Here is a 23,646-nt window from a genome sequence, read left to right as displayed (position 1 = left end):
TTATTTACGTTGCGTGGCTTTCGCAAGCCGCGCGGCAAACTCTCCTCGCCCGGCGAAATACGTTTGCACGACGCGATGGATGAAACCGCCTGCACCTTCGCCAACCGCGCCCGGCAGCGCAGGCATGGGTGCGAATTGCGGTAGCGTGTGATCGGCGTGCGCCTCGGCCGGATAGATACGCACGCGCACGTCGTACCAGGCCGCTTGCCCGGTGACGGGATCGGAATTCGAGGTACGTGCGTAATCCGCGCACTTGACGGGAATCTCGTCGGCGATCAGGTGGTTAAGCAGAAAGCCGCGCTGCGATTCGTTGGCGTCGGGCCCGAGATTCCATGCGCCCGCCGATTTGCCGATCGCGTTCCACGTCCACACCGTGCCGGGTTCCACCGCTTCGCTATAGCGCGCCATGCAGCGCACCTTGCCCCATTGCGATTCGACGTAAATCCAGCCGCCGTCCTCAATATTCTGCGCGGCCGCGGTACGCGGGTTCATGTACAGATAGTTTTCGCCATGAATCTGCCGCAGCCAGGCGTTCTGCGAATCCCACGAGTGATACATCGCCATCGGCCGCTGCGTGACCGCCGCCAGCGGAAAGCGCGCGTGATCGGTGGCGTCGTGTTCGAGCGGTGCATACCAGAACGGCAAGGGATCGAAATACTGTTCGATGCGCGCGCGCAAATGGTCGGGCGGTAGCCGCCCTTTCGTTTTGCCTTGCGCTGCGAGCCGGAACTTCTGCATCACATCCGAATAAAGCGCGATGACAATCGGCTCATTGAATTTGCGAAAGCCTTTTTCCACCGCGAACTGCAAATAAGGCCCATTGACGTTGCGCATGTACTGGAGCGATTCGGGCAGCGTGTAGTGGTAGACGCAGTTGTGCTTCGCATATTCGTCCCACTGCTTCAGGTTCGGTTCACCAACCAGCGCCTTGTCGCCATCCTTGCCGCGCCAGCCCATCAGAAAGCCCACGCCAGAACCCGGTGTCGTCTGGTGATGGATGACGAAATCCGGATAGTCGCGATACTTGCGTGCGCCCTCCGGCGTGGTGAATGCCGGTAATTTCAGGCGGCTCGCCAGTTCCACCAGCACTTCCTGGAACGGTTTGCATTCGCCGGTTGGCGGCACAACGGGCACGCGCACCGAATCAACCGGTCCGTCGAATTCGGAAATCGGCCGGTCGAGCATCGACATCGCATCGTAGCGTTCGAGATATGTCGTATCGGGCAGGATCAGATCGGCAAATGCAGTCATCTCCGACTGAAACGCATCGCACACGACAATGAACGGAATCTTGTACTCGCCGCTCTCGTGCCGGTCCGCCAGCATCTTGCGAACCTCGACCGTGTTCATCGACGAATTCCACGCCATATTCGCCATGAAAATCAACAGCGTGTCGATGGGATAGGGATCGCCGCGCCACGCATTGGTAATCACGCTATGCATCAGACCGTGCACGGCAAGCGGGTATTCCCACGAAAAGGCCTTGTCGATGCGCACCGGGCCGCCATGGGCGTCGACAAACAGGTCTTCCGGCGCGGCGGGCCAGCCCAGCGGGCCGTTGGCGAGCGGCGTATCCGGCTTCACATCGTCGGGACTGTTGGGCGGTTTCGCCGAAGGCGGCACGGCGCGCGGATACGGCGATTTGTGCCGGAAGCCGCCAGGCCGGTCGATGGTGCCAAGCAGGGACATCAGCACGGCGAGCGCACGGATCGACTGAAAGCCGTTCGAATGCGCGGCCAGTCCGCGCATGGCGTGAAAGGCAATCGGCGCACCGGTTACCGATTCGTGCGACTCGCCCCAGGCATCAGTCCAGGGAACCGGCAGCGTGATTTTTTGATCGCGTGCGACGTCGGCCATTTCCTGAGCCAGACGGCGGATCGTGTCAGCTGCAATGCCGGTGATCTGGGCCGCCCATTCCGGCGTGCAACGCGCGACCTGCTCGCGCAGCAACTGGAACGATGGCGCCACCGGCGTGCCGTCGGCGAGCATATAGCGCCCTTCCAGTGCGGGACGCACGCCCGCTGCGTGATGCAGCACTTCGCGCTGGCTCGCTGCGTCCCACCACAAATGATTCTGTGGAAACAGCGCATTGCGCGCTTCGGCGTTTTTATCCTGCACGAACAGGCCGTACGTCTCGCTATCAGCCCGCAGATCGATCAGTTCGCCCGCATTCGTATAACGCTCGACGAATTCGCGGTCGTACGCATTCGCTTCGATCAACTCGCGCATCAGCGCCATGAACAGCGCGCCGTCCGTGCCGGGACAAATCGGCACCCATTCGTCGGCGATGGCTGCGTAGCCGGTGCGGATCGGATTGATGGCGATAAAGCGGCCACCCGCGCGCTTGAACTTCGAAATCGCAATCTTGAGCGGATTCGAATGATGGTCTTCCGCCGTGCCGATCATGAAGAACAGCCTCGCGCGGTCGAGATCCGGACCGCCGAACTCCCAGAATGATCCGCCTATTGTGTAGATCATGCCCGCAGCCATATTCGCCGAACAGAATCCGCCGTGCGCCGCATAATTCGGAGTACCGAACTGTTTGGCAAACAGTCCGGTAAGCGCCTGCATCTGGTCGCGGCCTGTAAATAACGCGAACTGTTTGGGGTCCGTCGCGCGCAGATGGGCGAGACGCTTTTCCAGCATGTCGAACGCGACGTCCCAGGAGATCGGTTCGAACTGCGCGGTGCCGCGTAATGCATCCGCTTTGCGTAGCAACGGCTGGGTGAGGCGCGCGGGCGAATATTGCTTCATGATGCCCGACGAGCCCTTGGCGCAGATCACCCCTTGATTGAGCGGATGCTCAGGATTGCCGTCGATATAGCGCACTTCGCCATCGCGCAGATGCACGCGGATGCCACACCGGCAGGCGCACATATAGCAAGTCGTCGTCTTGACCTCGAGCTTCTCGTTCTGCGTGCGGGGCTTGTGTTCCATCGCTCCTCCAGATGCGCTTGCGCGGGGCTGGCTACGTGAACGCTGTGCCGGCACTCAATATCGTATAAACGCGCGGCACATAAGAAAACTCGCAATTCGCGATTTCAAACATCGGCTGGCCTGATAGTTTTCGTTTTGGCTACAGCAGTCTGACGCATCACTGTCGGGAAGCGTGTTGCGGATGCATCAGGAACGCCGCAATCGCGGCAGCGGCGAATGCACACGCGGCGCAGACGAGCGCAACCGCGCGCATCGCCGCGAGGATGGCGTCAGCATCGGAGCGGGACGCGAGCGTCCACACGAACACGATGCCCAGCACCGCAATCGCCAGCAGCCCCGCCACACGCGCCACAGCATTGTTGATACCGGAGGCGACGCCGGTGCGCTCGCTCGACACCGCGCCCATCACCACCGTCGTCAGCGGCGCAACCGTGATCGTCATGCCCAGCCCTAACACGACGAGCGCGGGGAAAAATCCTGCCCAATACCCTGCGCGTACGAACGGCAACGACAGCAACGCGAAGCCGATGCCCGCGATGCCAGGCCCGGCCGTCAACAACGCACGCGAACCGAAACGGTTCGTCAGGCCGCCTGTGAAACGCGATAGCAAACCGATCGCGACGGGCACCGGCAGCAGCGCCGCGCCCGCATCGGTCGCGCTAAAGCCCAGGGCGCGAATCAGCGCGAACGGCAGGAAAAAGAATGCCCCGCCCAGCCCGAAGTAAAGCAGCAGCGTGACGAGATTGGCGGCGGTGAAATCGCGCGAGTGAAACACGTCGAGCGGCATCATGGGGTTGGCGCTGCGCGATTCGATCGCCACGAAAGCGGCAAGCACGAGCACGCCCGCACCGATTGCGCCGAGCACCAGCGGATGTGCAAAGCCGCGCGCCGATGCCTCCGTCAGCCCGAATGTGAGCGACGCCAGCCCGGCGGCGGCGGTAATCGCGCCGGGCCAGTCGAGTTGTCGCGGCGCGCCCAGCTTGTGGCTGTTGGGCACCGACGCCAAGGCCAGCACGATCGTCAGCGCGGCGAGCGGCACGTTCAGAAAAAAGATCGCGCGCCACGAAAACGCGTCGACGAGCCAGCCGCCCGCGACCGGCCCCACCGCCGAGGTGATCGCGCCCACGCCCGCCCAGGTGCCAATCGCGCGGCCACGCGAAGCATCGTCGAATACCGCGCCGATGATCGAGAGACTGCTGGGCACGAGCAGCGCCGCGCCGATGCCCTGCACTGCGCGCGCGGCGATCAGCGCGGCCGCGTCCGGCGCGAATCCGCACGCGGCCGACGCCAGTGTAAAGAGCGCGATGCCCGCAATAAACACGGTACGACGCCCGAGCCGGTCGCCCATCGACCCGCCAACCAGCACCAGCGAGCCCAGAAACAGCAGATACGCATCGACGACCCACTGCATTGCCGCGACGCTCGCGCCCAGTTCGCGCTGAATCGACGGCAACGCAACATTGACAACGGAGCCGTCGATAAAAGCCATGCTCGACCCGAGGATGGTCGCGGCGAGCGCGAGGCGCTTGTGCCGGCACGGGCGATCGACGCTGGTGGGTTGCGCGTGGATAACGAGCTTGTCGCACGGGCTGGCCTGCGCGGCGATCACGCGCGCGGCCTTCGGGGCGCGATCGAGAAGATCGGGGTGGGCCAAGTCCGCTCCCGTGCAGATCGATGGTGAGCAGAGTCTGTTCGTGCCGGCGAGGCAAGTCAACCCGCTTGCCATGCCCTACAATCGCGGGCTTTTGTGCCGATAAGTAGTCAAGGACGCCCAAAGCGTCGAAATGATCTGAAGAATCGATGTATCGCCTGCCGCTTTCCACCGCCCTGATTTCCCTCGCCCTCGCGCAGTTCGCCGGATGTGCGAGCAAGCCCGCCGTGCATCAGGCATCCGCGCCGCCGTACACCGGGCCGCGTATCACCTTGCACGCCGCGCCCGGCAACGCGGCCATCGCCGAACTGGCGAGCAAGGATGAAACGTCCGCGATCGCCTACCTCAACGCACGGCGCGCGGAACTCGGTCTGGGGGCGCTCGCAGCGGATCCGCTGGTCGCCAAGGCGGCGGCCGCCCACGCTTCTTATCTGGAGACGAATCGCGCGACGGGCCACGAGGAAAACGCCGGCTTGCCGGGCTTTTCCGCCGCCGACGTGACCGCGCGCGTACGTTTGCATACGCAGACCGCGGGCGCCAGCGAAGTGTTCGCCGTCTACGGCGGACAGCGTGCGCCGCAACTGCCGATGGCGGAGATTTTTGATTCGCCCTACCATCGCGGCGCGATGCTGTACGACTGGGCCCGTGCTGGCGAAGCGGTGGCTTCCGGCAAAAGCCAGATCATCGTGGTCGATTTCGCGGACCCGCAGCCCGCCATCGGCGCGACCGAACTCGTGGCCTACCCCTATGACGGGCAGAAGGACGCGCCGCTCGCGTGGCAGGATATCGAACAGCCCGACCCGATGGGCCCCGACACACGCTATCGGGGTGCGGTGCTCGGCTACCCCATCACGCTCTCGGGCGGCACCAACGCACACATCGAACTTGCCACCTTCGAGCTGCGCGACGGCCACGGCAAAAAAGTGCGCTGCCAGATCGCGCCGCTGACCGCCGCCGATGTCGGGCGCAACACGGCCGTCTGCACGCCGTTCTCGCCATTGCGCCCGCAAACGACCTATACGGTCCACGCAACCGGTCGGCTCACGCAGCAATACGGCGTAGCGAATGCGCCCTTCGATCTGCAGTGGTCTTTCACCACCACGGATACGCACGCGCGCGCGTGGCTTCAGCAACCGCACGCGTAACGCTGCTTTTAAAGGCCTCGCTTAAACCTTATACGCCGGCAGAAACTGCGCAAGGCGGGCGCCCATTTCCGCGCCCAGCACCTGCAGCGCATTGAACGGGCGAATCATCACCTCGAACTCGACAATGCGCCCTGTTTCGTCGAAGCGGATCATGTCGATGCCCTTGAGCTGCTTGTCCTGTACCGTCGCGCTAAATTCCAGCACGATGTCGTGGCCATCGGCGCTGCTGAACTGGCGGTGATAGGTAAAGTCCTCGAAAATCGTGATCACCGTGCGCAACGCCATCAGCAAGGCGGGCGCGGGACCGTACGGCTTGAATGCCATCGGCGAGCGAAAAACAGCATCGGGGTGAACAATCGACTCCAGCTTGCCCAGATCCTTGCTGGCCACGAGTTCATGCCAGATCGCGAGGGAGCGCGCCACGGCGGGCGGCAGATTCAGTGCTGCGTCATTCATACGGACTCCGGATTGAATGTGAGGATGACTTCGCGTTTATAGCGAAGCGGCCAGCGTAGTGCCCTCGTGAATGGCGCGTTTGGCGTCGAGTTCCGCAGCCCTCGCGGCACCGCCGATCACGTGAACCTTGCGGCCCGCGGCCTCCAGCTGATCGGCCAGCTCGCGCAGCGGCTCCTGGCCTGCGCAGACCACCACGTTATCCACGGCGAGCGTCTGCGGCACGCCGTCGATACTGACGTGCAAACCATCATCGTCGATGCGCTGATACTCCACCGAAGACGACATGCCGACGCCACGCGCCTTCAATGCCGTGCGGTGAATCCAGCCCGTCGTCTTGCCGAGATTGTCGCCAACCTTGGAGGCGCGGCGCTGAAGCAGATGAACTTTGCGCGCAGCAGGCCCTACCGCAGCACGGCGCAGGCCGCCGCGTTCGGTGTAGTGCGTATCCACGCCCCACTCGGCGAAGAACTTCTGCGGATCGACACTCGCTGATTTACCCTCATGCACAAGGTACTCGGCCACGTCGAAGCCAATGCCCCCCGCGCCCACAATCGCAACGTTCGAACCCACCTCCCTGCCGTCGCGCAATACGTCGAGATAGCCCAGCACCTTGGCATGCTGCGCGCCATCGATGTGCAGTTCGCGCGGCAGCACGCCAGTCGCGATGACGATTTCATCGAAGCCTTCCTGCATTAACGCTTCGGCGCTCGCCCGCGTTTCCAGCCGCAACTCGACGCCCGTCAATTCGATCTGGCGGCGGAAGTAGCGCAGCGTTTCGTTGAACTCCTCCTTGCCCGGCACCTTTTTGGCGATATTGAACTGGCCGCCAATTTTGTGGCCCGCTTCGAAGAGCGTCACCTTATGCCCGCGGCTTGCCGCCGTCACCGCACAGGCGAGACCGGCCGGCCCCGCGCCCACGACGGCGACACGCCGGGTCTGCGTGGCCGGATTGATGACGATTTCGGTCTCGTGGCACGCGCGCGGATTGACGAGGCACGACGTCACCTTGCCCGCGAAAGTATGGTCGAGACAGGCCTGATTGCAGCCGATGCAGGTATTGATTTCGTCGGCGCGGCCCTCGCGCGCCTTGCGCACGAAATCGGCGTCAGCGAGGAACGGACGCGCCATCGACACCATGTCGCACACGCCATCGGCGAGTAGTTGTTCAGCGAGTTCGGGCGTGTTGATGCGGTTGGTGGCCACCAGCGGCACCGACACCTTGCCCATCAGTTCCTGCGTGACCCAGGCCCACGCGCCGCGCGGCACCTTGGTGGCGATGGTCGGAATGCGCGCCTCGTGCCAGCCAATGCCGGTATTGATGATGGTCGCGCCCGCCTGCTCGATGGCCTGGGCCAGCTGGATCACTTCCTCCAGCGTCGAGCCGCCTTCCACCAGATCAAGCATCGAAAGCCGGTAAATGATGATGAACTGGCTGCCAACGCGCTCCCGCACGCGCCGCACGATCTCCACCGGAAAACGCATGCGATTTTCGTAGCTGCCGCCCCAGCGATCAGTACGATGATTGGTGCGACTCGCAATGAACTCGTTGATGAGGTAACCCTCCGAGCCCATGATTTCCACGCCGTCGTAGCCCGCATGCTGCGCCAGCGCCGCGCAGCGCACGAAGTCGTCGATGGTCTCTTCGACCTCTTCGTCGCTCAACGCGTGGGGCGTGAACGGATTGATGGGAGCTTGCAGCGCACTCGGCGCAACCAGCATCGGCTGATACGAGTAACGGCCGAAGTGCAGGATCTGCATGGCGATCTTGCCGCCTTCGGCATGCACGGCGCGCGTGATGATGCGATGCCGCTCGGCCTCGTCTTCCGTCGTCAACATCGCGCCGCCGTGCATGGGGCGCGCGCGTTCGTTCGGCGCGATGCCGCCCGTCACGATCAGCCCGGCTTCGCCGCGCGCGCGCTCGGCATAGAACGCGGCCATGCGCTCGAAACCATGCGGCGCTTCTTCGAGCCCGACATGCATGGAGCCCATCAACACGCGGTTTTTCAGGGTCGTGAAACCCAGGTCGAGCGGACGCAACAAGTGGGGATAGGGATTTGTCATGTTTATGCAACTGGTTGCATGAAGATGCGACCGATAATGCAACCAGTTGCATGGAGAGTCAAGCGGATGCGAGAATTTCGAAAACCTCCTCTACTCGTCCATTGCTGGCCTGCTTGTCAGGCCGATTCGCCAACTGATCTGCATCGATGTCGCTTCCGCATGCCTTACTCACCGCGCTGGTCGAACGGTCCTGCTCCGGATCGGAACTGGCCGCCCGCTTCGACCGCTCGATCGGCTATTTCTGGCACGCTACCCATCAGCAGATCTATCGGGAACTGGCGCGTCTGGAGGAAGCGGGTCTGATCGAATCGCTCCCGGAGGAATCCACCCGAGGGCGCAAACGCGCATACCGGATCCTGGCGGCCGGACGCGATGAGTTGAGGAGCTGGGTCGCACAGGAAGATGAGCCAGCCGCACTGCGCGATGAGTTCATGGTTCGCCTGCGCGCCGAAGCCGCGGTCGGGCCGACCGGACTGGACGAAGAAATACGCCGACGTATTGGCCTGCATGAAGCGAAACTCGCGCTCTACCGCGAAATCGAGCAGAAAGACTTTCCCACCGAGCCGCAGGATCGTGAGTCCGCCCTGCACCATCTGGTTTTGCGCGCCGGAGTTCGTTACGAGGAAAACTGGCTCGAACTCTTGAAGGAAGCGCAAACTGCGCTGCAGAAGCCACTTCGCACGCGCAGTCCGGAACGCAGCAAGCCGAAGCGAAAATAAGCACGAGATTGGCAAGCGGACGCGAAGCGGGCGCTTGCACGGGCTCCCGATGGCGGTATAACAGGCGCCGTCGGCTAAACTCGCCGATTATCGGCTTTGAAAGCTCCAGGTCACCCAATCATGAATAGCAGTTCAAAGAGCGGCCTCGTCTATTCGACGGACGGCGGCCGCATGTGCCCCGAATGCAGGCGCACGCTCGCGGAATGCGTCTGCAAGGCGATCGCCAGGGCGCGCCCGGCAGGCGACGGCATCGCCCGTGTTTCTCGCGAGACCAAGGGCCGGGGCGGCAAAAGCGTCACCATCGTCAAAGGCCTGGCGCTCGATCCCGACGCGCTGGCCGTGTTGGGCAAACAATTACGGACGGCCTGTGGATCGGGCGGTACGGTCAAGGATGGCGTGATCGAAGTCCAGGGCGACCATTGCGAGCGCGTCATGGACGCGCTCAAAAAAGCCGGCCATAGCGTGAAGCGGGCCGGCGGCTGAAGAGGAACACATGAAGAAAACAAAACCGAAACTCACGCGTCTGGATGCCGAACGGCTCTTCGAAGGGCTACCCGCTACGAGCGTAAAAACGTCGAGCCGGCCCGAGAACCCGTTCGAAGCCTCGCCTTTCGCAGAGGTGAAACGCCCCCCGCTCCCCGACGACGAATCCCGGCTCTGGAAAGACAATCTCATCACGCTCCCAGTGGGGATCGAACTGCCCGCTGGCTACAAGTCGGTATCGGCAATGCGCGAGGCGATGGCGCGCGCGTGGCGGATGAAGTGGGTGCGGGAAGGCAACAATGAGATCGTTGCCGAATTCCCGGAAGGCTGGTCGGCGGTTCGCCCGCAGACCGGCCCGATCGAATTGCGCGATGCCGCTGGCGTGGTTCGCGCACTCTACGGCTGGGCCGAAGACGCCGAAATCAGAATCCTGCCCCGATACCAACTCGAAGCGCAGGCGAACAGCACCAGCGGGCTGGGCAGTCTCATCGTGCGCGACCGCGAAAACAACCGGATTCTGGAGCGATCCTCAACCTGGTCGGCAAAGACGGGGACGCATCATCCGGACTGGCACAAGCTGTCCGTGTGGCTCGACGCCCACTACCCGCAACATCAGGATCCGCTGCGCTACTGGAAAGATTGCGAAGACAATCTCGCCGCTTAAACGGCGTCTTTGAGCCAGGGCATTTCCACGGGCGACACCACCAGTTGTCGCCCTTCTCGCGCCAGTTCGAAAATGAAGCCGACCAGAATCATCGAGTCGGCATACGGAATCGGGAAAACGTGCGGATTTTCCGCCCCGCGCAGCGCATGTGCGGGCGTGTTCGCCGTCGCTGCCGCGTTCTCGCGCACGCTCTCCAGTTCGTCGGCCATTGCCTGCCCGCTGACCTTGACGACGCGGCTGCGCAAATCGCTGAAAGGTTCGATGCGCGCCGCGTCTTCGTTGAATTCGGGCACTTCGTAAATGAACCAGGACATTTGCCTCTCCCACAAAAAAGGGAGCCATTCTAACAGCGGGCTAGAACGGGCCCGCCCCGTCCTTCCGCGCTATTTTCCGGCTATTTGCGCAACCACGCGTCGATCTGGGCCACCACATAATCCGCGATGACCTGTTGAAGATGCGTGCTCGGGTGATAAGCGTCGGCAAACATATAGATATCGTCGGCATGCGGTGAGACGTAGGTCGCGGGCGAACAGAAAAGCGCGCTGGCGTCGTCGGCCTGAAATGCCGTGGGCAGGCTGGCAGGCGCACAGGCTACGTTGGCGCCGACACTGCCGTCGAAGCGAAAGCCCAGTTGCCGATAGTTCTTCGCGACCTCGTCGATAAACGTGAAAGCGTCGATGCGCAGCACGGCCGGCGACGCAGGCAGCGCGTCGTCCAGCGCGCCGTTGAACGCCTGAGCCATGCGCCGAAGCACTTTGGTGGAGCCCGGCAGTTGTTGATCGAGCAGGTTGGCAATCGGCGCCTTGCTGATATCCGGCACGTTCTGCACCACGATATGGGTCGCGCCGTGCTGTTGCACGTTGTGCACCAGTTCCCCCAATTGCTGCGCCGCCTGCTTCAGTGACGGCAGAACAGCCTGCAAGGACGCGTTGGGATCGCCGCCATTCGCCACCATGCCCGCCCATGCCGCATAGGCATCCTGCAAGTCGTTCGCCCCGCCCTGCATCAACACGAGTTGCTGGGCGTTGAAACGCGTATGGCTCTGAAGATAGGCCGAAACTTGCGAGGTCAGTGGCGTCTGCAGTTCTCCGGTGTCGCCGGTCGCATCGCCGGGGTTCGGCGGCGCGGCGACGCGCGCGCCCCCTTGCGCATAGCCGAATCCGTCTGCTTGAACCACGCTCGGCTGGCCGAAGCCGCCCGTCAGCGCGGGCGTGAGACTCGATCCAAAGTGTTGAGCAACGCGTGCGACGGAAATCGCGCCTGGATTGGTGGTGTAGGTGCCGCCGCCAAACTGGCGGGCATAGGCGTACGTGCCGACGTCCGAAAGACTGTCGCCGAACGAAACGACCTGATAGCGGCCTTGTGGCAACGCGGACGAATCCGCCGATGCGTTCGACGTGAAGGACAGGCTCATGACACCGGCTGCCAGCGCAAGGAACGCGAAACGACGGACTGTCTGCATGGGACGCTCCGAAAATTGGACGGTATCGAAGCATAACCGCGCCGTGCGGTTCGGACTATCAGGGCGACCCCACTTCGCGATGCGCCTTCACGGTGATCGATAAATGCACCGAATTAGCCAGCGCGACCACCATTCAAACTATGACTTCAACTTTCTGAATTCTGCTGTCCGATATATTTCGTAATATTTTCCATTTCCACTTGCATTCGATACGCATTCAGATAATCCCCTGACGCCATCGGCCCGATCATGCACTTTTCTGCGAACTTATTGGTAATGCTATTATCAGTGGCCTTTTAACAAAACAGATAACCTGGACACCGAAACAAACGCGTCGCGCCGCACGGGGATTAGCGCGCACGTGAATGGCCTGAATCGGTGGAAAAGCGCCTAATGGAGACCTGGCTTTAAATGAATGTTGAATACCGGCATTCATCAGATGAATTCGCTCCGCATGCAGTGATCGATGCCGGTGCGAAACCCGCGCTTCCAATACAAAAGACCAGCCTTTAACCATGGCATCGAAAACCGTCGAAACCCAGAACGTCGTCTCCGTCGGCAGCAAGATCCGGTCGCTGCGCCAGCGCCAGGGCCGCACGCTCGACGACGTCGCGACCCTCTCCCAGCTTTCCAAACCCTTTCTCTCGCAGGTCGAACGCGACCACGCCAGCCCGTCGATCACCTCGCTGGTAAGTATCGCCAAGGCGCTGGGCGTGCCGGTCAGCTATTTCGTCGATACGCCCACTGAAGAAGGCTGCGTGCGCCGCCACAAGGATCTGCAGTACTTCGCTTTCGCCGATTCGACCAATCTGTTCGCGCGTCTTTCCAACCAGTCGGGCGGACGCCAGCTCGAAGCGATTCTCGTGCGCTTGCCGCCGGGCCAGCAGCGCAGCGAGGTCACCACGCACGCGGGCGAAGAATTCGTCCACGTGCTCAGCGGCGAAGTGACGATCACCCTGGAAGGCAAGTCGTTCGTGCTGGGCGCGGGCGATAGCGCGCATTACGAATCGACGGTGCCGCACAGCTGGACGAACCCGCGCGACGAGGAAGCCGTGCTGGTCTGGGTGGGCACGCCACGGCTTTTCTGAGTCCACGCGCGGCGCGAACTGCGCTCACTGCGTACTTTCCTCGAACGCAGGCTCGCCTCGCGCGGATCTGCGTCTGCCGCGCAGCCCGCCCGATCTGCCCGCGATGCGCTTCGGCGGCCGCGAGGCCACCGCGCAATACAGCACTGGCGCAAACACGAGCCCAAGCGCCGTCGCGGCCAGCACGCCACCAAGCACGCCCGTGCCGATCGAATGGCGGCTTTCCGCGCCCGCGCTGTGCGACAGCGCAAGCGGCACGACGCCCAGCACGAAGGCCGCCGACGTCATCACGATCGGCCTGAGCCGCTCCGCGCACGCGGCCACCACGGCCGGCCCCGCGCGCAGACCGCGCAAGCGCCTGGCGTTCGCCGCCTGCACGATCAGAATCGCGTTCTTGGCCGTCAGCCCGACCACCGTCACGAGCCCCACCTTGAAGTAGATGTCGTTGGGCAGGCCCCGCATCAACATCGCCACGACCGCGCCGAGCGTGCCCAGCGGCACCACCAGCAGCACCGCGGCGGGCGTGATCCAGCTTTCGTACAGGGCTGCCAGCACCATGAACACCGCCAGCACCGAGAGGCCCAGCAACAAGGGCGTATCGCGCGCGGCCTCGATCTGTTCGAACGCCGTATCGGTCCATTCATAGGCGACGCCCGAAGGCAGATCGGCGGCCAGCCGTTCCATTTCGGCCATCGCTTCGCCGGAACTGTGGCCGCTCGATTCGCGCCCGCTCACGTCGAGCGACGGATAGCCGTTGTAACGGGTGAGCATCACGGGGCCGCGCGTCCAGCGCGTGGACGCCAGCGACGACAGCGCCACCGTCGAGCCCGTACCCGTCTGCACCGGCAGGTCGAGCAACTGGTGCTCGGCCATACGCGCGCCCGCATCGGCGGAAACGATCACGCGGCGCATGCGCCCGCCAGCCGGGAAGTCGTCCACATAGGTCGAGCCGAAGGTGGTGCTCAGCAAGTCCGCGATGCGCCCAAACGGCACTCCGAACGCATAGGCTTTCGCGCGGTCGACATCGAGCGCCACGCGCGGCGCGTCGGGCAGATCCTCGGAGTGCACACCCGCCAGCACGGCGCTTTTCGCGGCCACGTCGATCAACTGGCCGCGCGCCGCCTTTAGCGCGTCCATGCCGACACCACCACGATCCTCCAGCCGGAACGTGAAGCCCTCCGCATGCCCGATGCCGGGCACGGGCGACGGCAGCGTGGCTTCCACATCGCCGTCAAGGATCGCGCCGAACTTGTCGTTGAGCCGGTCGCGCAAGGTTTGCGCGCTCATCGAGCGGTGATCCCAGTCCTTCAGATCGACGAACGCCATGCCCACGTTCTGGCCGCTGCCCGCGAAGCTCCAGCCCACCACGCTGGTGACATTGTCGACCGCGTTTTCATTGCGCAGGATCTGCTCCACACGTTGCACCACCGCCAGCGTGCGGGCCTGTGTCGCGCCTGCGGGCAACTGGATCATGACCTGAAGCTGGCCTTCGTCTTCGGCGGGCAGGAAGCCTTGCGGCATCTGCCAGTAAAGCCACGCCATCGCGCCAATCAGCAGCGCGTAGATGACCAGCACGCGGCGGCTGCGCCGCAACAGCTTCAGCACGAAGCCGCGATAGCCGCGCGAAACCCGCGCAGCACGCGAGGTGCCATGCGCCTCAATATGCTTCGGTTTCCTGAGCATGCTCGCACATAGCGCAGGTGTGAGCGAAAGCGCCATGAATGACGACACCAGCATCGACGCAATCATCGCCACCGCGAACTGTCGATAGATGCCGCCGACATTGCCGGTAAAGAACGCCATCGGCACGAACACGGCGGTGAGCACCGCCGTCACGCCGACGATCGCCCCGCCGATGCGCGACATGGCGCGCCGCGTCGCCTCCCTGGGCGCGAGCCCTTCCTCGTGCATCGCGCGATGCACGCTCTCCACCACCACGATGGCGTCGTCCACGAGAATGCCGATCGCCAGCACGAGCCCGAACAGCGTGAACACGTTGATCGACATGCCGCCCATGTAGAGCGCGAGGAACGCGCCCATCAGCGTGACGGGAATGACGACCGTCGGCACCAGCGTCGCGCGCAGATCGCGCAGGAACAGCCACATCACGCCGAACACCAGCACGATGGCTTCCAGCAGCGTGATCACCACCTCGCGGATCGCCACGCGCACGAAATGCGCGCTGTCGAACGGGATTTCCACCGCGACGCCTGGCGGCAGATGTTTCGACAATTCCGCCAGCCGCGCGCGGATCGCATCCGAGGTTTCGAGCGCATTGCCGCGCGGCCCAAGCTGGATACCCACCGTGGCGGCAGGCCGCCCGTTCAAGCGCGAAAAGAACGAATAGTCGCTGCGGCCGAGTTCCACGCGCGCAATATCGTGCAGACGCACGATCGAGCCATCGGGCTTCGCCTTGAGTACGATATCGCCGAACTGCGCGGGCGTTTCCAGTTGCCCCGTCACGTCGACCGAGGCGTTGGTCTGCTGTCCGGGCGCGAACGGCGCGTCGCCGATGGTGCCCGCCGTCACGGGCGCGTTCTGCGCTGTGATCGCCGACGTCACGTCGCTCGCGGCAAGCCCGTATTCGCGCAGCCGCCACGGATCGACCCAGATGCGCATCGCCTCGTCGGAGTCCCACAGTTCCGCCTCGCCCACGCCGGGCGCGCGCTTGAGCTCGCGCAGCACGTAGCGGTTGAGATAGTCCGCAAGCTGGGCGGAGTCGCGCGAGCCGTCCGTCGAGGTGAGCGCCACCAGCATCAGGAAGGTGTTGGACGCTTTCACCACGTTCACGCCCTGCTGCACCACCGCTTGCGGCAGACGCGCCTCGATCTGCTTGATGCGGTTCTGCACGTCGACGAGCGCGATATCCGGATTCGTCGCCGGCGCGAACGTCACGTCGATCTCCAGATTGCCGAGACCATCGCTGGTGGTCTCGTAGTAGAGCATACCGTCCGCGCCATCGAGGCTTTCCTCGATGATGCTGGCGACGTTGTCGTCCACCGTTTGCGCCGACGCGCCCGGATAGGACGCGACCACCACGATGCGCGGCGGCGAAAGGCGCGGATACTGCGCCACCGGCAATTGCGTGATGGCGAACACACCCGCCACCATGACCGCCAGCGCGATCACCCACGCGAACACCGGTCTGTCGATAAAAAAGAAGGGCACGCTTGGCGTCCTGGTTCAGAAGGCGATGGGAGCGCCCGTATGCTCCGCCGCACTGGCAAAGGCGGGCGCGGGCGCGAGACGCGCCATGTGAAGGGTATCGTGCAGCGCGCCGTTGCGGATCGCATCGGCCCGAGCGCGCGCCTCCACTTCAAAGCCAAAGCGGCGATACAGCGCAATCGCGGGCGCGTTGTCGGCGAAGACCTGGAGTTCGATGCGACGCAGCCCCAGTGCCGTATCGGCGGCGTCAACCAACGCGCCGAGCAGCAGCGCGCCCACGCCGCGGCCCTGAAACTCGTCGTGTACGGCGATCCCCAGTGCGGCGCAATGTGAGCGCCGGCCGCCTTCCCGCTTCAGTTCCGCCTGACCGATAAAACGCCCCTCAGATTCAGCGACGATTCTCATCGCGCTGGCCTGATTGCTCTCCTGCCAGGCGCGTACGCCTTCTGCATTGCGATAGCCGTTCGAGAGCGTGCCGGACCGCACCCCGGGGAGATTCATCAAATCCGCTATCGCTGCGCTGTCGTCAAGCTCCGCCGCGCGCAAGCGCACGGTCCGCGCGAACGCACTGCGCGCGCTCAGCATATCGGTACGGTCATTCATGCTGCGTCGCTCCCCGAAATGGCATCCATGTTCAATGCATACGGGAGCGCCGCGCGCAGGCGCGCCATCAGGTACGCGTCCACATAAACGCCATCGCGCAAGGTATGGCCGCGCAGCCGCCCTTCGATCTCGAAGCCGCACTTGCGATAGAGGGCAATGGCCGCCTCGTTATCGACGAACACCTTGAGTTCGAGGCGGCGCAGGCCGAGCCAGTTGTCGGCCTGATCGAGCATTTCGTTGACGAGCCGCGAAGCCACGCCGCGCCGCCGCCAGTCACCGTGCACGCCCACGCCCACTTCCGCCACGTGCGCGCGGCGCATCTTGCCGACGTCGATCTGGCCTTCGCCCACCAGCCGCTCGCCCGCGAAGGCGCCGATCAGGATCAGTTGCGGCGGGCGCTTTTCGATCCATTCGCGCGTGGATTCCAGCGTGCGGAACGGCGTCTGCGGGTCGCCGCGCGCCATCGACGGCGCGTAGATCAGCTCATGCAACTGCGCGGCATCGCTCACGCGAATGCCGCGCAGCGCGATCGCCTCGGCGGTCGCGGTATGTGTGTTGTCCGACATCGGTGCATCCTTGTTGTTGTTCGTTTTGCTGCACTGCTCTACACCACTACGCCACGTCTCCACCAACCGCGCCGCGCGCTCGCGCGCTACAGCACCAGCTCGAACGACTTCACAAGCGCGCCCGGCAATTTCAGCCCGCCGGTCGCGCGCTGTCCCCAGGTGGAATCGGAGAGCAGCAGTTCGGGCTGTGCGCCCAGCGCTTCGAGCCGCTCGCCGAGCAGGCCATAAAGATTGTCGTCAAAGCGCATGGCGTCCACGGGCGCGACGATCTCGCCGTCCTCCACCCAGAAGGTCGCGAAGCGCGTCATGCCGGTCAGGCGGCAATTCATGCGGTCCGAAAAATTCACGTACCACAGGTTGCCGATATAGAGGCCCGTGCCCAGCCGCGCGAGCACATCGTCCTGTGCGAGATCGCCACCCGCCATCGACAGCGAGGTGGGCATTTCCTGCGGCAGCGCGCCGTTGGGCTCAAGCCCATATTCTCGCGCCGAGCGCGCACTCGTCAGCCGTCCCACGCTGCGCCCCGCGTCGATCAGCGGCACACTCGCGCGCAGATAGCCGTCGTCGTTGAACGCAGGCGCAATGCCGAGTTCGAGCGATTCCGCCAGCGAAATGCGTTCGTTGAAAGCCGCCGCGCCGGTATTGAGCTTGTAAAGCGGACTGGTCGACGAGGCCTGCGCACGCGCCGAAAACCCGTTCCAGGCCGCCGCTTCCATCAGCTCCGCCAGCGCCGCGGGCGCAAGCCAGGCGCGATAGCCGCCCGGCGTCAGCACACGCGGATCGCGCAGCAACACCGGCAGACGTTGCGCCGCCGTGCGCACCTTGTCGACGAACACCGCGTCGTCCCACGCGTCGCCCGCGTAGCTCGTCTTGATCGCGCGGCCATTGGGCTGATAAAGCGACCAGCTGAAATTGAAATTCTCCACTTCGTACCAGCCGCGGCTGCCGGTGGTCGAGGCGAAGCCGCGCGCCAGCGTGCCGCCTGCATAGAAGCCCACGAAATCCAGCCCTTGCGCCGCCTGCGCGACCAGATCGACGAGCGTCTGCGGATCGGGTAACCGGCCGTCGCGGCGCGTGCTGCGCGTCCACGCGCTGGTGTCGAACAGCACGTGCGGATCGTCGGGCGCATCGAGCAGGCTTTCGCGCAGCGCCGCCAGCGCATCGGAGACGTCGCTGACATCGGCATGCGCATCGCCGCCCAGATCGAAGGTGGAATACGCCTGACGCGCGCCGTGCACCAGCCGCAACGTAAGACGCCCCTGCTCGACCTGGCCGCTCTGGCGCACCTTGCCCGCATTGAAGCGGATGAAATCGGACTGCTCGCCCGCGAATGCGCTCAACACGGTTTCGCCGGGACGGCACATACGCTCGATGGCTTCGGCGAGCATGGTGAAATGCGCGTGCCAGTCGATTGCCTCGATACCGCGCGTGCTTAGCAATTCGGCCATCATGCCCCTCCAAACACTTCGACATCGGAGAACACGCAGGCAGGCGAGGCATGGCCCACGCGGATCACCTGGGCGGGTTCGCCCTTGCCGCACATCGGCGTGCCGAAAACCTGACGCGTGGCCGCATTGCCGACTGCGGACAGACCGCGCCAGAAGCTCGCGGAAATGCCGCGATAACCGGGCCGCTTGACGACCTGCGTGAGCTTGCCGTTTTCGATCAACTGACCGAATTCGCAGCCGAACTGGAATTTGTTGCGATGGTCGTCGATCGACCACGAGGTATTGGTCTTCATCAGGATGCCGTGCTCGATGCCCGCGATCATCTGGTCGAGCGACTGATCGCCCGGTTCGATATTGAGGTTGGCCATGCGGTCGATGGGCGGCCGGTTCCAGTTGGCCGCGCGCGAATTCGCCACACCGGGCAGCCCCGCGCGCTGCTGCGAGAGCGCGCCGCCGAGCGGCCGCTCCAGCACGCCCGCGCGAATCAGGTATTGCTTGCTGGCCGCGCTGCCGTCGTCGTCGAAGGCATAGGCGGCCGCTTCTTCGCGCAGGTCAGGATCGAAGGTGACATTAAGCAAGGCCGAACCATACTGGTATTGACCGAACATTTCCGGTTTCACGAAGCTCCAGCCCGCGAAATTGCGCTCATCGCCCAGAATGCGGTCGAGTTCGAGCGGATGGCCGATCGACTCGTGGATCTGCAGCATCATCTGGTCGGGCATCAGCAGCAGGTCGCGCCGCCCGCTCGGGCAGTTGGGCGCGGCGAGCAGTTGCAGCGCTTCGTCGGCCACGCGCGCGCCCGAACCGTCGAAACCATAGCGCGCCAGAATCTCCATGCCGCCTTGCGCCAGCGTGCCGTAGTGGCCGTTGAGCGTGCGCTCCTGGGTGTCGCCGCCATCGCCGTCATCGTGTGCGACGGCGGAAAGGCTCGGCATCAGGAAGCGGAACTGCTGCTCGATGCGCACGCCGTCGCTAGTCAGATAGAGCTGGTCGCTTTGCGTGACCTGCATGCCCGCAACGCGCTCGACGATGCGCGCATCGAGATTGGCTGCCGCGCATTCGTGCGCGAGACGCTCAATCCATTCACGCCGCGAGGGCAACGCGCTTTGCGCATTTGGCGACACATAGCTGCCGCTTTGCGCGGGCCGTTCGATCCGGCGATGGTCGATCAGCGCGTGCGACGCGCTCGCCTGGGCGCGCGAGGTGGCGATCTCCAGCGCGCGCTGCAGACCGGCCGCCGAGAGATCGGCGGTGGCGGCATAACCGGCGCCCGCGCCGGCCCATGCCGTGACCATCGCGCCGCGTTCGCGCACCTGGCGCGCAGGCAAGGCCACGTCGTTGCGCACGCAATGGTCGTCGGTGCGTTCGTCGACGAAGCGCACCGACCAGAAGTCGGCCGCGCTGCGCAATCCGCGCGCGGCCAGGGTCCAGCGTTCTTCCATCATGCAATGTTCTCCTTGAGTACAACCGGACGCTGCAGCAGCGAAGCCGCGAGCAGCGATTGCGTGTAGGGATGGGCGGGCGCATCGAGCACGGCCAGCGTGTCGCCCTGCTCGACGATGCGCCCGCCTTTCATGACGATCACGCGGTGCGCCATCGCGCGCATCACCGCCAGATCGTGCGTAATGAACAGATAACTCAGACGATACCGCTTCTGCAGGTCGGTGAGCAACGCCAGCACCTGCTTCTGGATCGACACGTCCAGCGCGCTGGTGGGTTCGTCGAGCACGATCATCTCGGGTTCGACCGCCAGCGCCCGCGCGATCGCAATGCGCTGGCGCTGGCCGCCCGAGAACTCATGCGGATAGCGGATCATCGCATCGGCGGGCAGGCCCACCTCTTCAAGCAGCCCGCCGATGCGGCGGCGCTTCGCGTCCCCCTGCATCGACGGCTGATGCACCGTGAGTCCTTCGCCCACGATCTGCTCGATCGTCATACGCGGCGACAGCGAGCCAAACGGGTCCTGAAACACCACCTGCATGCGCCGATACAGCGCCTGACGCGCCTGCGCGCTCTTCAGCGAGGCCAGCGGCTGGCCGTCGATGCGCACCTCACCCGCCGCAGCGCCCTGCAAGCCTAGCACCACCGACGCGAGCGTGGATTTGCCCGAGCCCGATTCGCCGACCACACCGAGCGTTTCGCCACGCCTCAGGGTGAGATTGGCCTCATGCACCGCGCGGAACGCCGAACTGCCGAACACCGAACGCCAGCCCTTGCCCGCCGTGCGGTAATCGACGGCCAGATCCTTGACGTCGAGAATCACCGGCGCGTCCGTTGCGACCGGCTGCACCGCGCGCGACGGCTCGCTGTCGAGCAGCCGGCGCGTGTATGGATGCTGCGGGCTGGAAAACAGCGCATCGGTGGTGTTGGTTTCCACCAGCACGCCTTTTTCCATCACGGCCACGCGCTGCGCGAACCGGCGCACCAGATTCAGGTCGTGCGTGATGAGCAAGACCGCCATGCCGCGCGCCGCCGCTTCCTGCTCCTGCAATTCCAGCAGCAGATCGACGATCTGCTGGCGCACCGTGACGTCGAGCGCCGTGGTCGGTTCGTCGGCGAGCAGGAGACGGGGACGGCAGGCCAACGCCATCGCGATCATCGCGCGCTGGCGCTGGCCGCCCGAAAGCTGGTGCGGAAAACTATCGATACGGCGTTCGGGCTCGGGAATGCCGGTGCGCCTGAGCAGTTCAATGCCGCGCGCACGCGCCGCGTTCGGCCGCAAACCTTCGTGCAGCCGCAGACTTTCCGCAATCTGCTTGCCGATGGTAAAGAGCGGATTGAGCGCTGTCATCGGCTCCTGAAACACCATCGCGATGTCGCCGCCGCGAATGCCGCGCATCTGCCGCTCCGTCTGCTGCAGCAGATCGACGCCATCAAGCAGCATGCGCCCACTCAACTGCGCCTGGGCGACGAGGCCCAGAATCGACAGCGCCGTCACACTCTTGCCTGAACCCGATTCGCCCACCAGCGCCACGCGCTCGCCGCGCCCGATCGCGAGGCTCAGATCGCGCACGGCAAGCTTGTCGCCGAAGCGCACCGAAAAATCCTGAATATCCAGCAACGGTGCGCTCATCATTTGCCTCCGCCGAAAGCCGAGCCGCGTGTGCGCGTATCAAGCGCATTGCGCAGCGCATCGCCCATGAAGGTCAGCAGCAGCAACGTGATCACCAATGCCGCGAAAGCCGAAACCGAAATCCACCAGGCGTCGAGATTATTCTTGCCTTCCTGCAGCAGTTCACCGAGGCTCGGCATTGGCGGCGGCACGCCCAGGCCGAGAAAATCGAGGCTGGTAAGCGAGAGAATCGCCGCGCTCATGCGAAACGGCAGGAACGTGATGACCGGCGTAAGGCTATTGGGCAAGACGTGGCGCCACATGATCTGCCAGTTCGATAGACCCATCGTGCGCGCCGCCTTCACGTAATCGAGAGAGCGGTTGCGCAGAAATTCCGCGCGCACGTAATCGGACAGCACCAGCCAGCCGAACATCGACAGCAGAATAAACAGCAGCCACAGTGAAGGCTCGAAGATCGACGCAAAAATAATCAGCAAATAAAGATCGGGCATCGAACTCCAGATTTCGATCAGCCGCTGGCCGATCAGGTCGGTGCGGCCGCCATAAAAGCCTTGCACCGCGCCCGTCAGCACACCCAGCAACACGCCCGAAACGGTGAGCGCGAAGGCCATCAGCACCGAAAGACGGAAGCCGTAGAGCAGACGCGAAAGCACGTCGCGGCCGAATTGATCCGTGCCCAGCCAGTTGCTCGCCGAGGGCGGCGCGGGATACGGACGCGCGGCGAAGTAATCGATCGTGTCGTAACGGAAATGATTAGGCGGATAGAGCGCGAAATTGCCGTGCGTCGTGAGCCGCGAACGGATATATGGATCGAGATAATTGGTCTGCGCCGGGAAATCGCCGCCAAACAGCGTTTCCGGGTAGTCCTTCACGATCGGGAAATAGTAGTGCCCGTCATAGCGCACCACGAGCGGCCGGTCGTTCGAGAGCACTTCGCCAAACAGGCTCACGACGAACAGCACCATGAAAATCACGAGGCTCCAGTAACCGAGCCGCTGCGCGCGAAAGCGCAGCCACGTGCGGCGCCACGGCGAAACCGGCTTCGCGTGCGCGATCGCTGCGGAATCAGCGGTCCAGCCGGTGGAACTGGATGCGGGGGTCGACGAGGACATAGCAGACATCGGCAATGAGTTTGGTGACGAGGGCGATCAGCGTGAAAAGAAAGAGCGAGCCAAGCACGACGGGGTAATCGCGGCGGATCACCGAGTCGTACGAAAGCTGCCCCATGCCGTCGAGCGAAAAGAGCGTTTCGATCAGGAGATTGCCGTTCAGGAACGCGCCCACGAATGCGGCGGGCAAGCCGGTGACGAGCGGAATCGCCGCGTTGCGCAGGACGTGCTTCCACAGCACGTCGCGTTCGGGCGCGCCCTTGGCGCGTGCGGTCAGCACGTACTGGCGGCCGATTTCCTCCAGAAAGGTGTTCTTGGTGAGGATGGTGACGATCGCGAAGTTGCCCACCACGGAGGCCGTGACCGGCAGCACGATGTGCCAGAGATAATCGAACAGCTTGCCGATGGCGCTCAGGTCGTCGAAGTTATCGGAGGTCAGGCCGCGCATCGGGAACACCTGCCAGAAGGTGCCGCCGCCAAACAGCATCAGCAGCAGCACGCCCAGCACGAAGCCCGGAATCGCGTAGCCCGCGAGCACCAGCACGCTCGTGACGGTATCGAAGCGCGAGCCGTTGCGCACCGCTTTCGCAATGCCCAGCGGCACCGATATCAGATACGTGAGGATCACGGTCCATAAGCCCAGCGAGATCGACACCGGCAGTTTGGCGCGGATCACCTGCCACACACTCGCGTGCTGGTAGTAGGACTGGCCCAGATCGAAGCTCGCGTAATCCTTGAGCATCATGAAATAGCGCGTCAGCGGCGGCTTGTCGAAGCCAAACTGCTTCTTGATCTGTTCGAGCTGCTGCGGGTCCACACCCTGACTACCGTGATAGCCGCCCGCGCCCGCTCCCACTTCGCCGCCGCGCGCGCCGGTGCCGTGGCGCAATTGCGTGAGCACCTGCTCGACGGGACCACCCGGCACGAATTGCGTGACGATGAACGTGACGGTCACCACGCCGAGGATCGTCGGCACCATCAGCAAAAGACGTCTGAGAATATAGGCGTACATGTTGCTC

19 protein-coding genes are annotated in these 23,646 nt (G+C 64.0%); 5 read left to right on the top strand and 14 right to left on the bottom strand.

The genetic code is table 11. From position 1 onward, the window contains the following. Positions 1 to 2,937 (bottom strand): molybdopterin oxidoreductase family protein, encoded by a 2,937-nt coding sequence (locus F3J17_RS10705; RefSeq protein ID WP_167057245.1) that lies wholly within the window; start codon positions 2,935 to 2,937, stop codon positions 1 to 3. A 157-nt stretch (positions 2,938 to 3,094) separates the two neighbouring features. Further along, positions 3,095 to 4,591 (bottom strand): DHA2 family efflux MFS transporter permease subunit, encoded by a 1,497-nt coding sequence (locus F3J17_RS10700; RefSeq protein ID WP_240160902.1) that lies wholly within the window; start codon positions 4,589 to 4,591, stop codon positions 3,095 to 3,097. A 146-nt stretch (positions 4,592 to 4,737) separates the two neighbouring features. Between F3J17_RS10700 and F3J17_RS10695 the strand changes: the two genes are divergently transcribed. Beyond that, on the top strand, positions 4,738 to 5,733 hold the full coding sequence (locus tag F3J17_RS10695; protein ID WP_240160901.1) for an Ig-like domain-containing protein: 996 nt from the start codon (positions 4,738 to 4,740) through the stop codon (positions 5,731 to 5,733). Between the two features lie 21 nt (positions 5,734 to 5,754). On the opposite strand, the gene F3J17_RS10690 is transcribed toward F3J17_RS10695, so the two are convergent. Next, entirely contained in the window at positions 5,755 to 6,189 is a 435-nt protein-coding gene (locus F3J17_RS10690; protein ID WP_167057239.1) for a nuclear transport factor 2 family protein, read from the bottom strand. Positions 6,190 to 6,225: 36 nt separating this feature from the next. Further along, positions 6,226 to 8,250 carry an NADPH-dependent 2,4-dienoyl-CoA reductase gene (locus F3J17_RS10685; protein ID WP_167057236.1) on the bottom strand — a complete coding sequence of 675 codons (2,025 nt, stop codon included), beginning with the start codon at positions 8,248 to 8,250 and terminating at the stop codon, positions 6,226 to 6,228. Between the two features lie 146 nt (positions 8,251 to 8,396). Here F3J17_RS10685 and F3J17_RS10680 point away from each other — a divergent pair, with 146 nt between their 5' ends. The 3 genes from F3J17_RS10680 (at position 8,397) to F3J17_RS10670 (ending at position 10,116) form a co-directional block, all read left to right on the top strand. Next, entirely contained in the window at positions 8,397 to 8,969 is a 573-nt protein-coding gene (locus F3J17_RS10680; protein WP_167057233.1) for a PadR family transcriptional regulator, read from the top strand. 120 nt (positions 8,970 to 9,089) lie between these two features. Further along, on the top strand, positions 9,090 to 9,452 hold the full coding sequence (locus F3J17_RS10675; RefSeq protein ID WP_167057230.1) for a translation initiation factor Sui1: 363 nt from the start codon (positions 9,090 to 9,092) through the stop codon (positions 9,450 to 9,452). A gap of 10 nt (positions 9,453 to 9,462) precedes the next feature. Next, positions 9,463 to 10,116, top strand: a complete 654-nt coding sequence (locus F3J17_RS10670) for a hypothetical protein (protein ID WP_167057227.1) — start codon at positions 9,463 to 9,465, stop codon at positions 10,114 to 10,116. Here F3J17_RS10670 and F3J17_RS10665 read toward each other — a convergent pair. Further along, on the bottom strand, positions 10,113 to 10,430 hold the full coding sequence (locus F3J17_RS10665) for a helicase (protein ID WP_167057224.1): 318 nt from the start codon (positions 10,428 to 10,430) through the stop codon (positions 10,113 to 10,115). The two genes, F3J17_RS10670 and F3J17_RS10665, sit on opposite strands and share 4 nt — an antisense overlap. 80 nt (positions 10,431 to 10,510) lie before the next feature. Further along, a complete protein-coding gene (locus F3J17_RS10660; protein WP_167057221.1) occupies positions 10,511 to 11,578 on the bottom strand; it encodes an SGNH/GDSL hydrolase family protein in 1,068 nt (355 codons plus the stop codon). A 515-nt stretch (positions 11,579 to 12,093) separates the two neighbouring features. Here F3J17_RS10660 and F3J17_RS10655 point away from each other — a divergent pair. Next, entirely contained in the window at positions 12,094 to 12,666 is a 573-nt protein-coding gene (locus F3J17_RS10655; RefSeq protein WP_167057219.1) for a cupin domain-containing protein, read from the top strand. Between the two features lie 24 nt (positions 12,667 to 12,690). Here F3J17_RS10655 and F3J17_RS10650 read toward each other — a convergent pair whose 3' ends face one another. From F3J17_RS10650 to F3J17_RS10615, 8 genes are all read right to left on the bottom strand, one after another. Next, the gene (locus tag F3J17_RS10650; RefSeq protein WP_167057216.1) at positions 12,691 to 15,831 is read right to left on the bottom strand and encodes a multidrug efflux RND transporter permease subunit; all 3,141 of its coding nucleotides are present in this window, start codon (positions 15,829 to 15,831) and stop codon (positions 12,691 to 12,693) included. A gap of 15 nt (positions 15,832 to 15,846) precedes the next feature. Beyond that, on the bottom strand, positions 15,847 to 16,413 hold the full coding sequence (locus tag F3J17_RS10645) for a GNAT family N-acetyltransferase (RefSeq protein ID WP_240160900.1): 567 nt from the start codon (positions 16,411 to 16,413) through the stop codon (positions 15,847 to 15,849). A gap of 14 nt (positions 16,414 to 16,427) precedes the next feature. Then, positions 16,428 to 16,997: a GNAT family N-acetyltransferase gene (locus tag F3J17_RS10640; protein ID WP_167057211.1), complete on the bottom strand. Its 570-nt coding sequence runs from the start codon at positions 16,995 to 16,997 to the stop codon at positions 16,428 to 16,430. A gap of 86 nt (positions 16,998 to 17,083) precedes the next feature. After that, positions 17,084 to 18,445, bottom strand: coding sequence for a metallopeptidase TldD-related protein (locus tag F3J17_RS10635; RefSeq protein ID WP_167057208.1), 1,362 nt, complete (start codon positions 18,443 to 18,445; stop codon positions 17,084 to 17,086). Then, on the bottom strand, positions 18,445 to 19,890 hold the full coding sequence (locus tag F3J17_RS10630; protein WP_167057205.1) for a TldD/PmbA family protein: 1,446 nt from the start codon (positions 19,888 to 19,890) through the stop codon (positions 18,445 to 18,447). The genes F3J17_RS10635 and F3J17_RS10630 overlap by 1 nt, the downstream gene beginning before the upstream one ends. After that, positions 19,887 to 21,518 carry a dipeptide ABC transporter ATP-binding protein gene (locus F3J17_RS10625; protein ID WP_167057202.1) on the bottom strand — a complete coding sequence of 544 codons (1,632 nt, stop codon included), beginning with the start codon at positions 21,516 to 21,518 and terminating at the stop codon, positions 19,887 to 19,889. Before F3J17_RS10625 ends, F3J17_RS10630 begins: the two co-directional genes overlap by 4 nt. Next, complete coding sequence (locus F3J17_RS10620) at positions 21,518 to 22,630, bottom strand: ABC transporter permease (RefSeq protein WP_167057200.1); 1,113 nt, start codon at positions 22,628 to 22,630, stop codon at positions 21,518 to 21,520. The genes F3J17_RS10625 and F3J17_RS10620 overlap by 1 nt, the downstream gene beginning before the upstream one ends. Beyond that, the gene (locus tag F3J17_RS10615; protein ID WP_167057197.1) at positions 22,584 to 23,639 is read right to left on the bottom strand and encodes an ABC transporter permease subunit; all 1,056 of its coding nucleotides are present in this window, start codon (positions 23,637 to 23,639) and stop codon (positions 22,584 to 22,586) included. Before F3J17_RS10615 ends, F3J17_RS10620 begins: the two co-directional genes overlap by 47 nt. Positions 23,640 to 23,646: the final 7 nt, after the last annotated feature.

It is taken from the genome of Burkholderia sp. Ax-1719 (assembly GCF_011753055.1).
Classification (GTDB): domain Bacteria; phylum Pseudomonadota; class Gammaproteobacteria; order Burkholderiales; family Burkholderiaceae; genus Paraburkholderia.
Note: the sequence above shows the minus strand (reverse complement) of the source record. Positions and strands in the feature narration are given on the sequence as shown.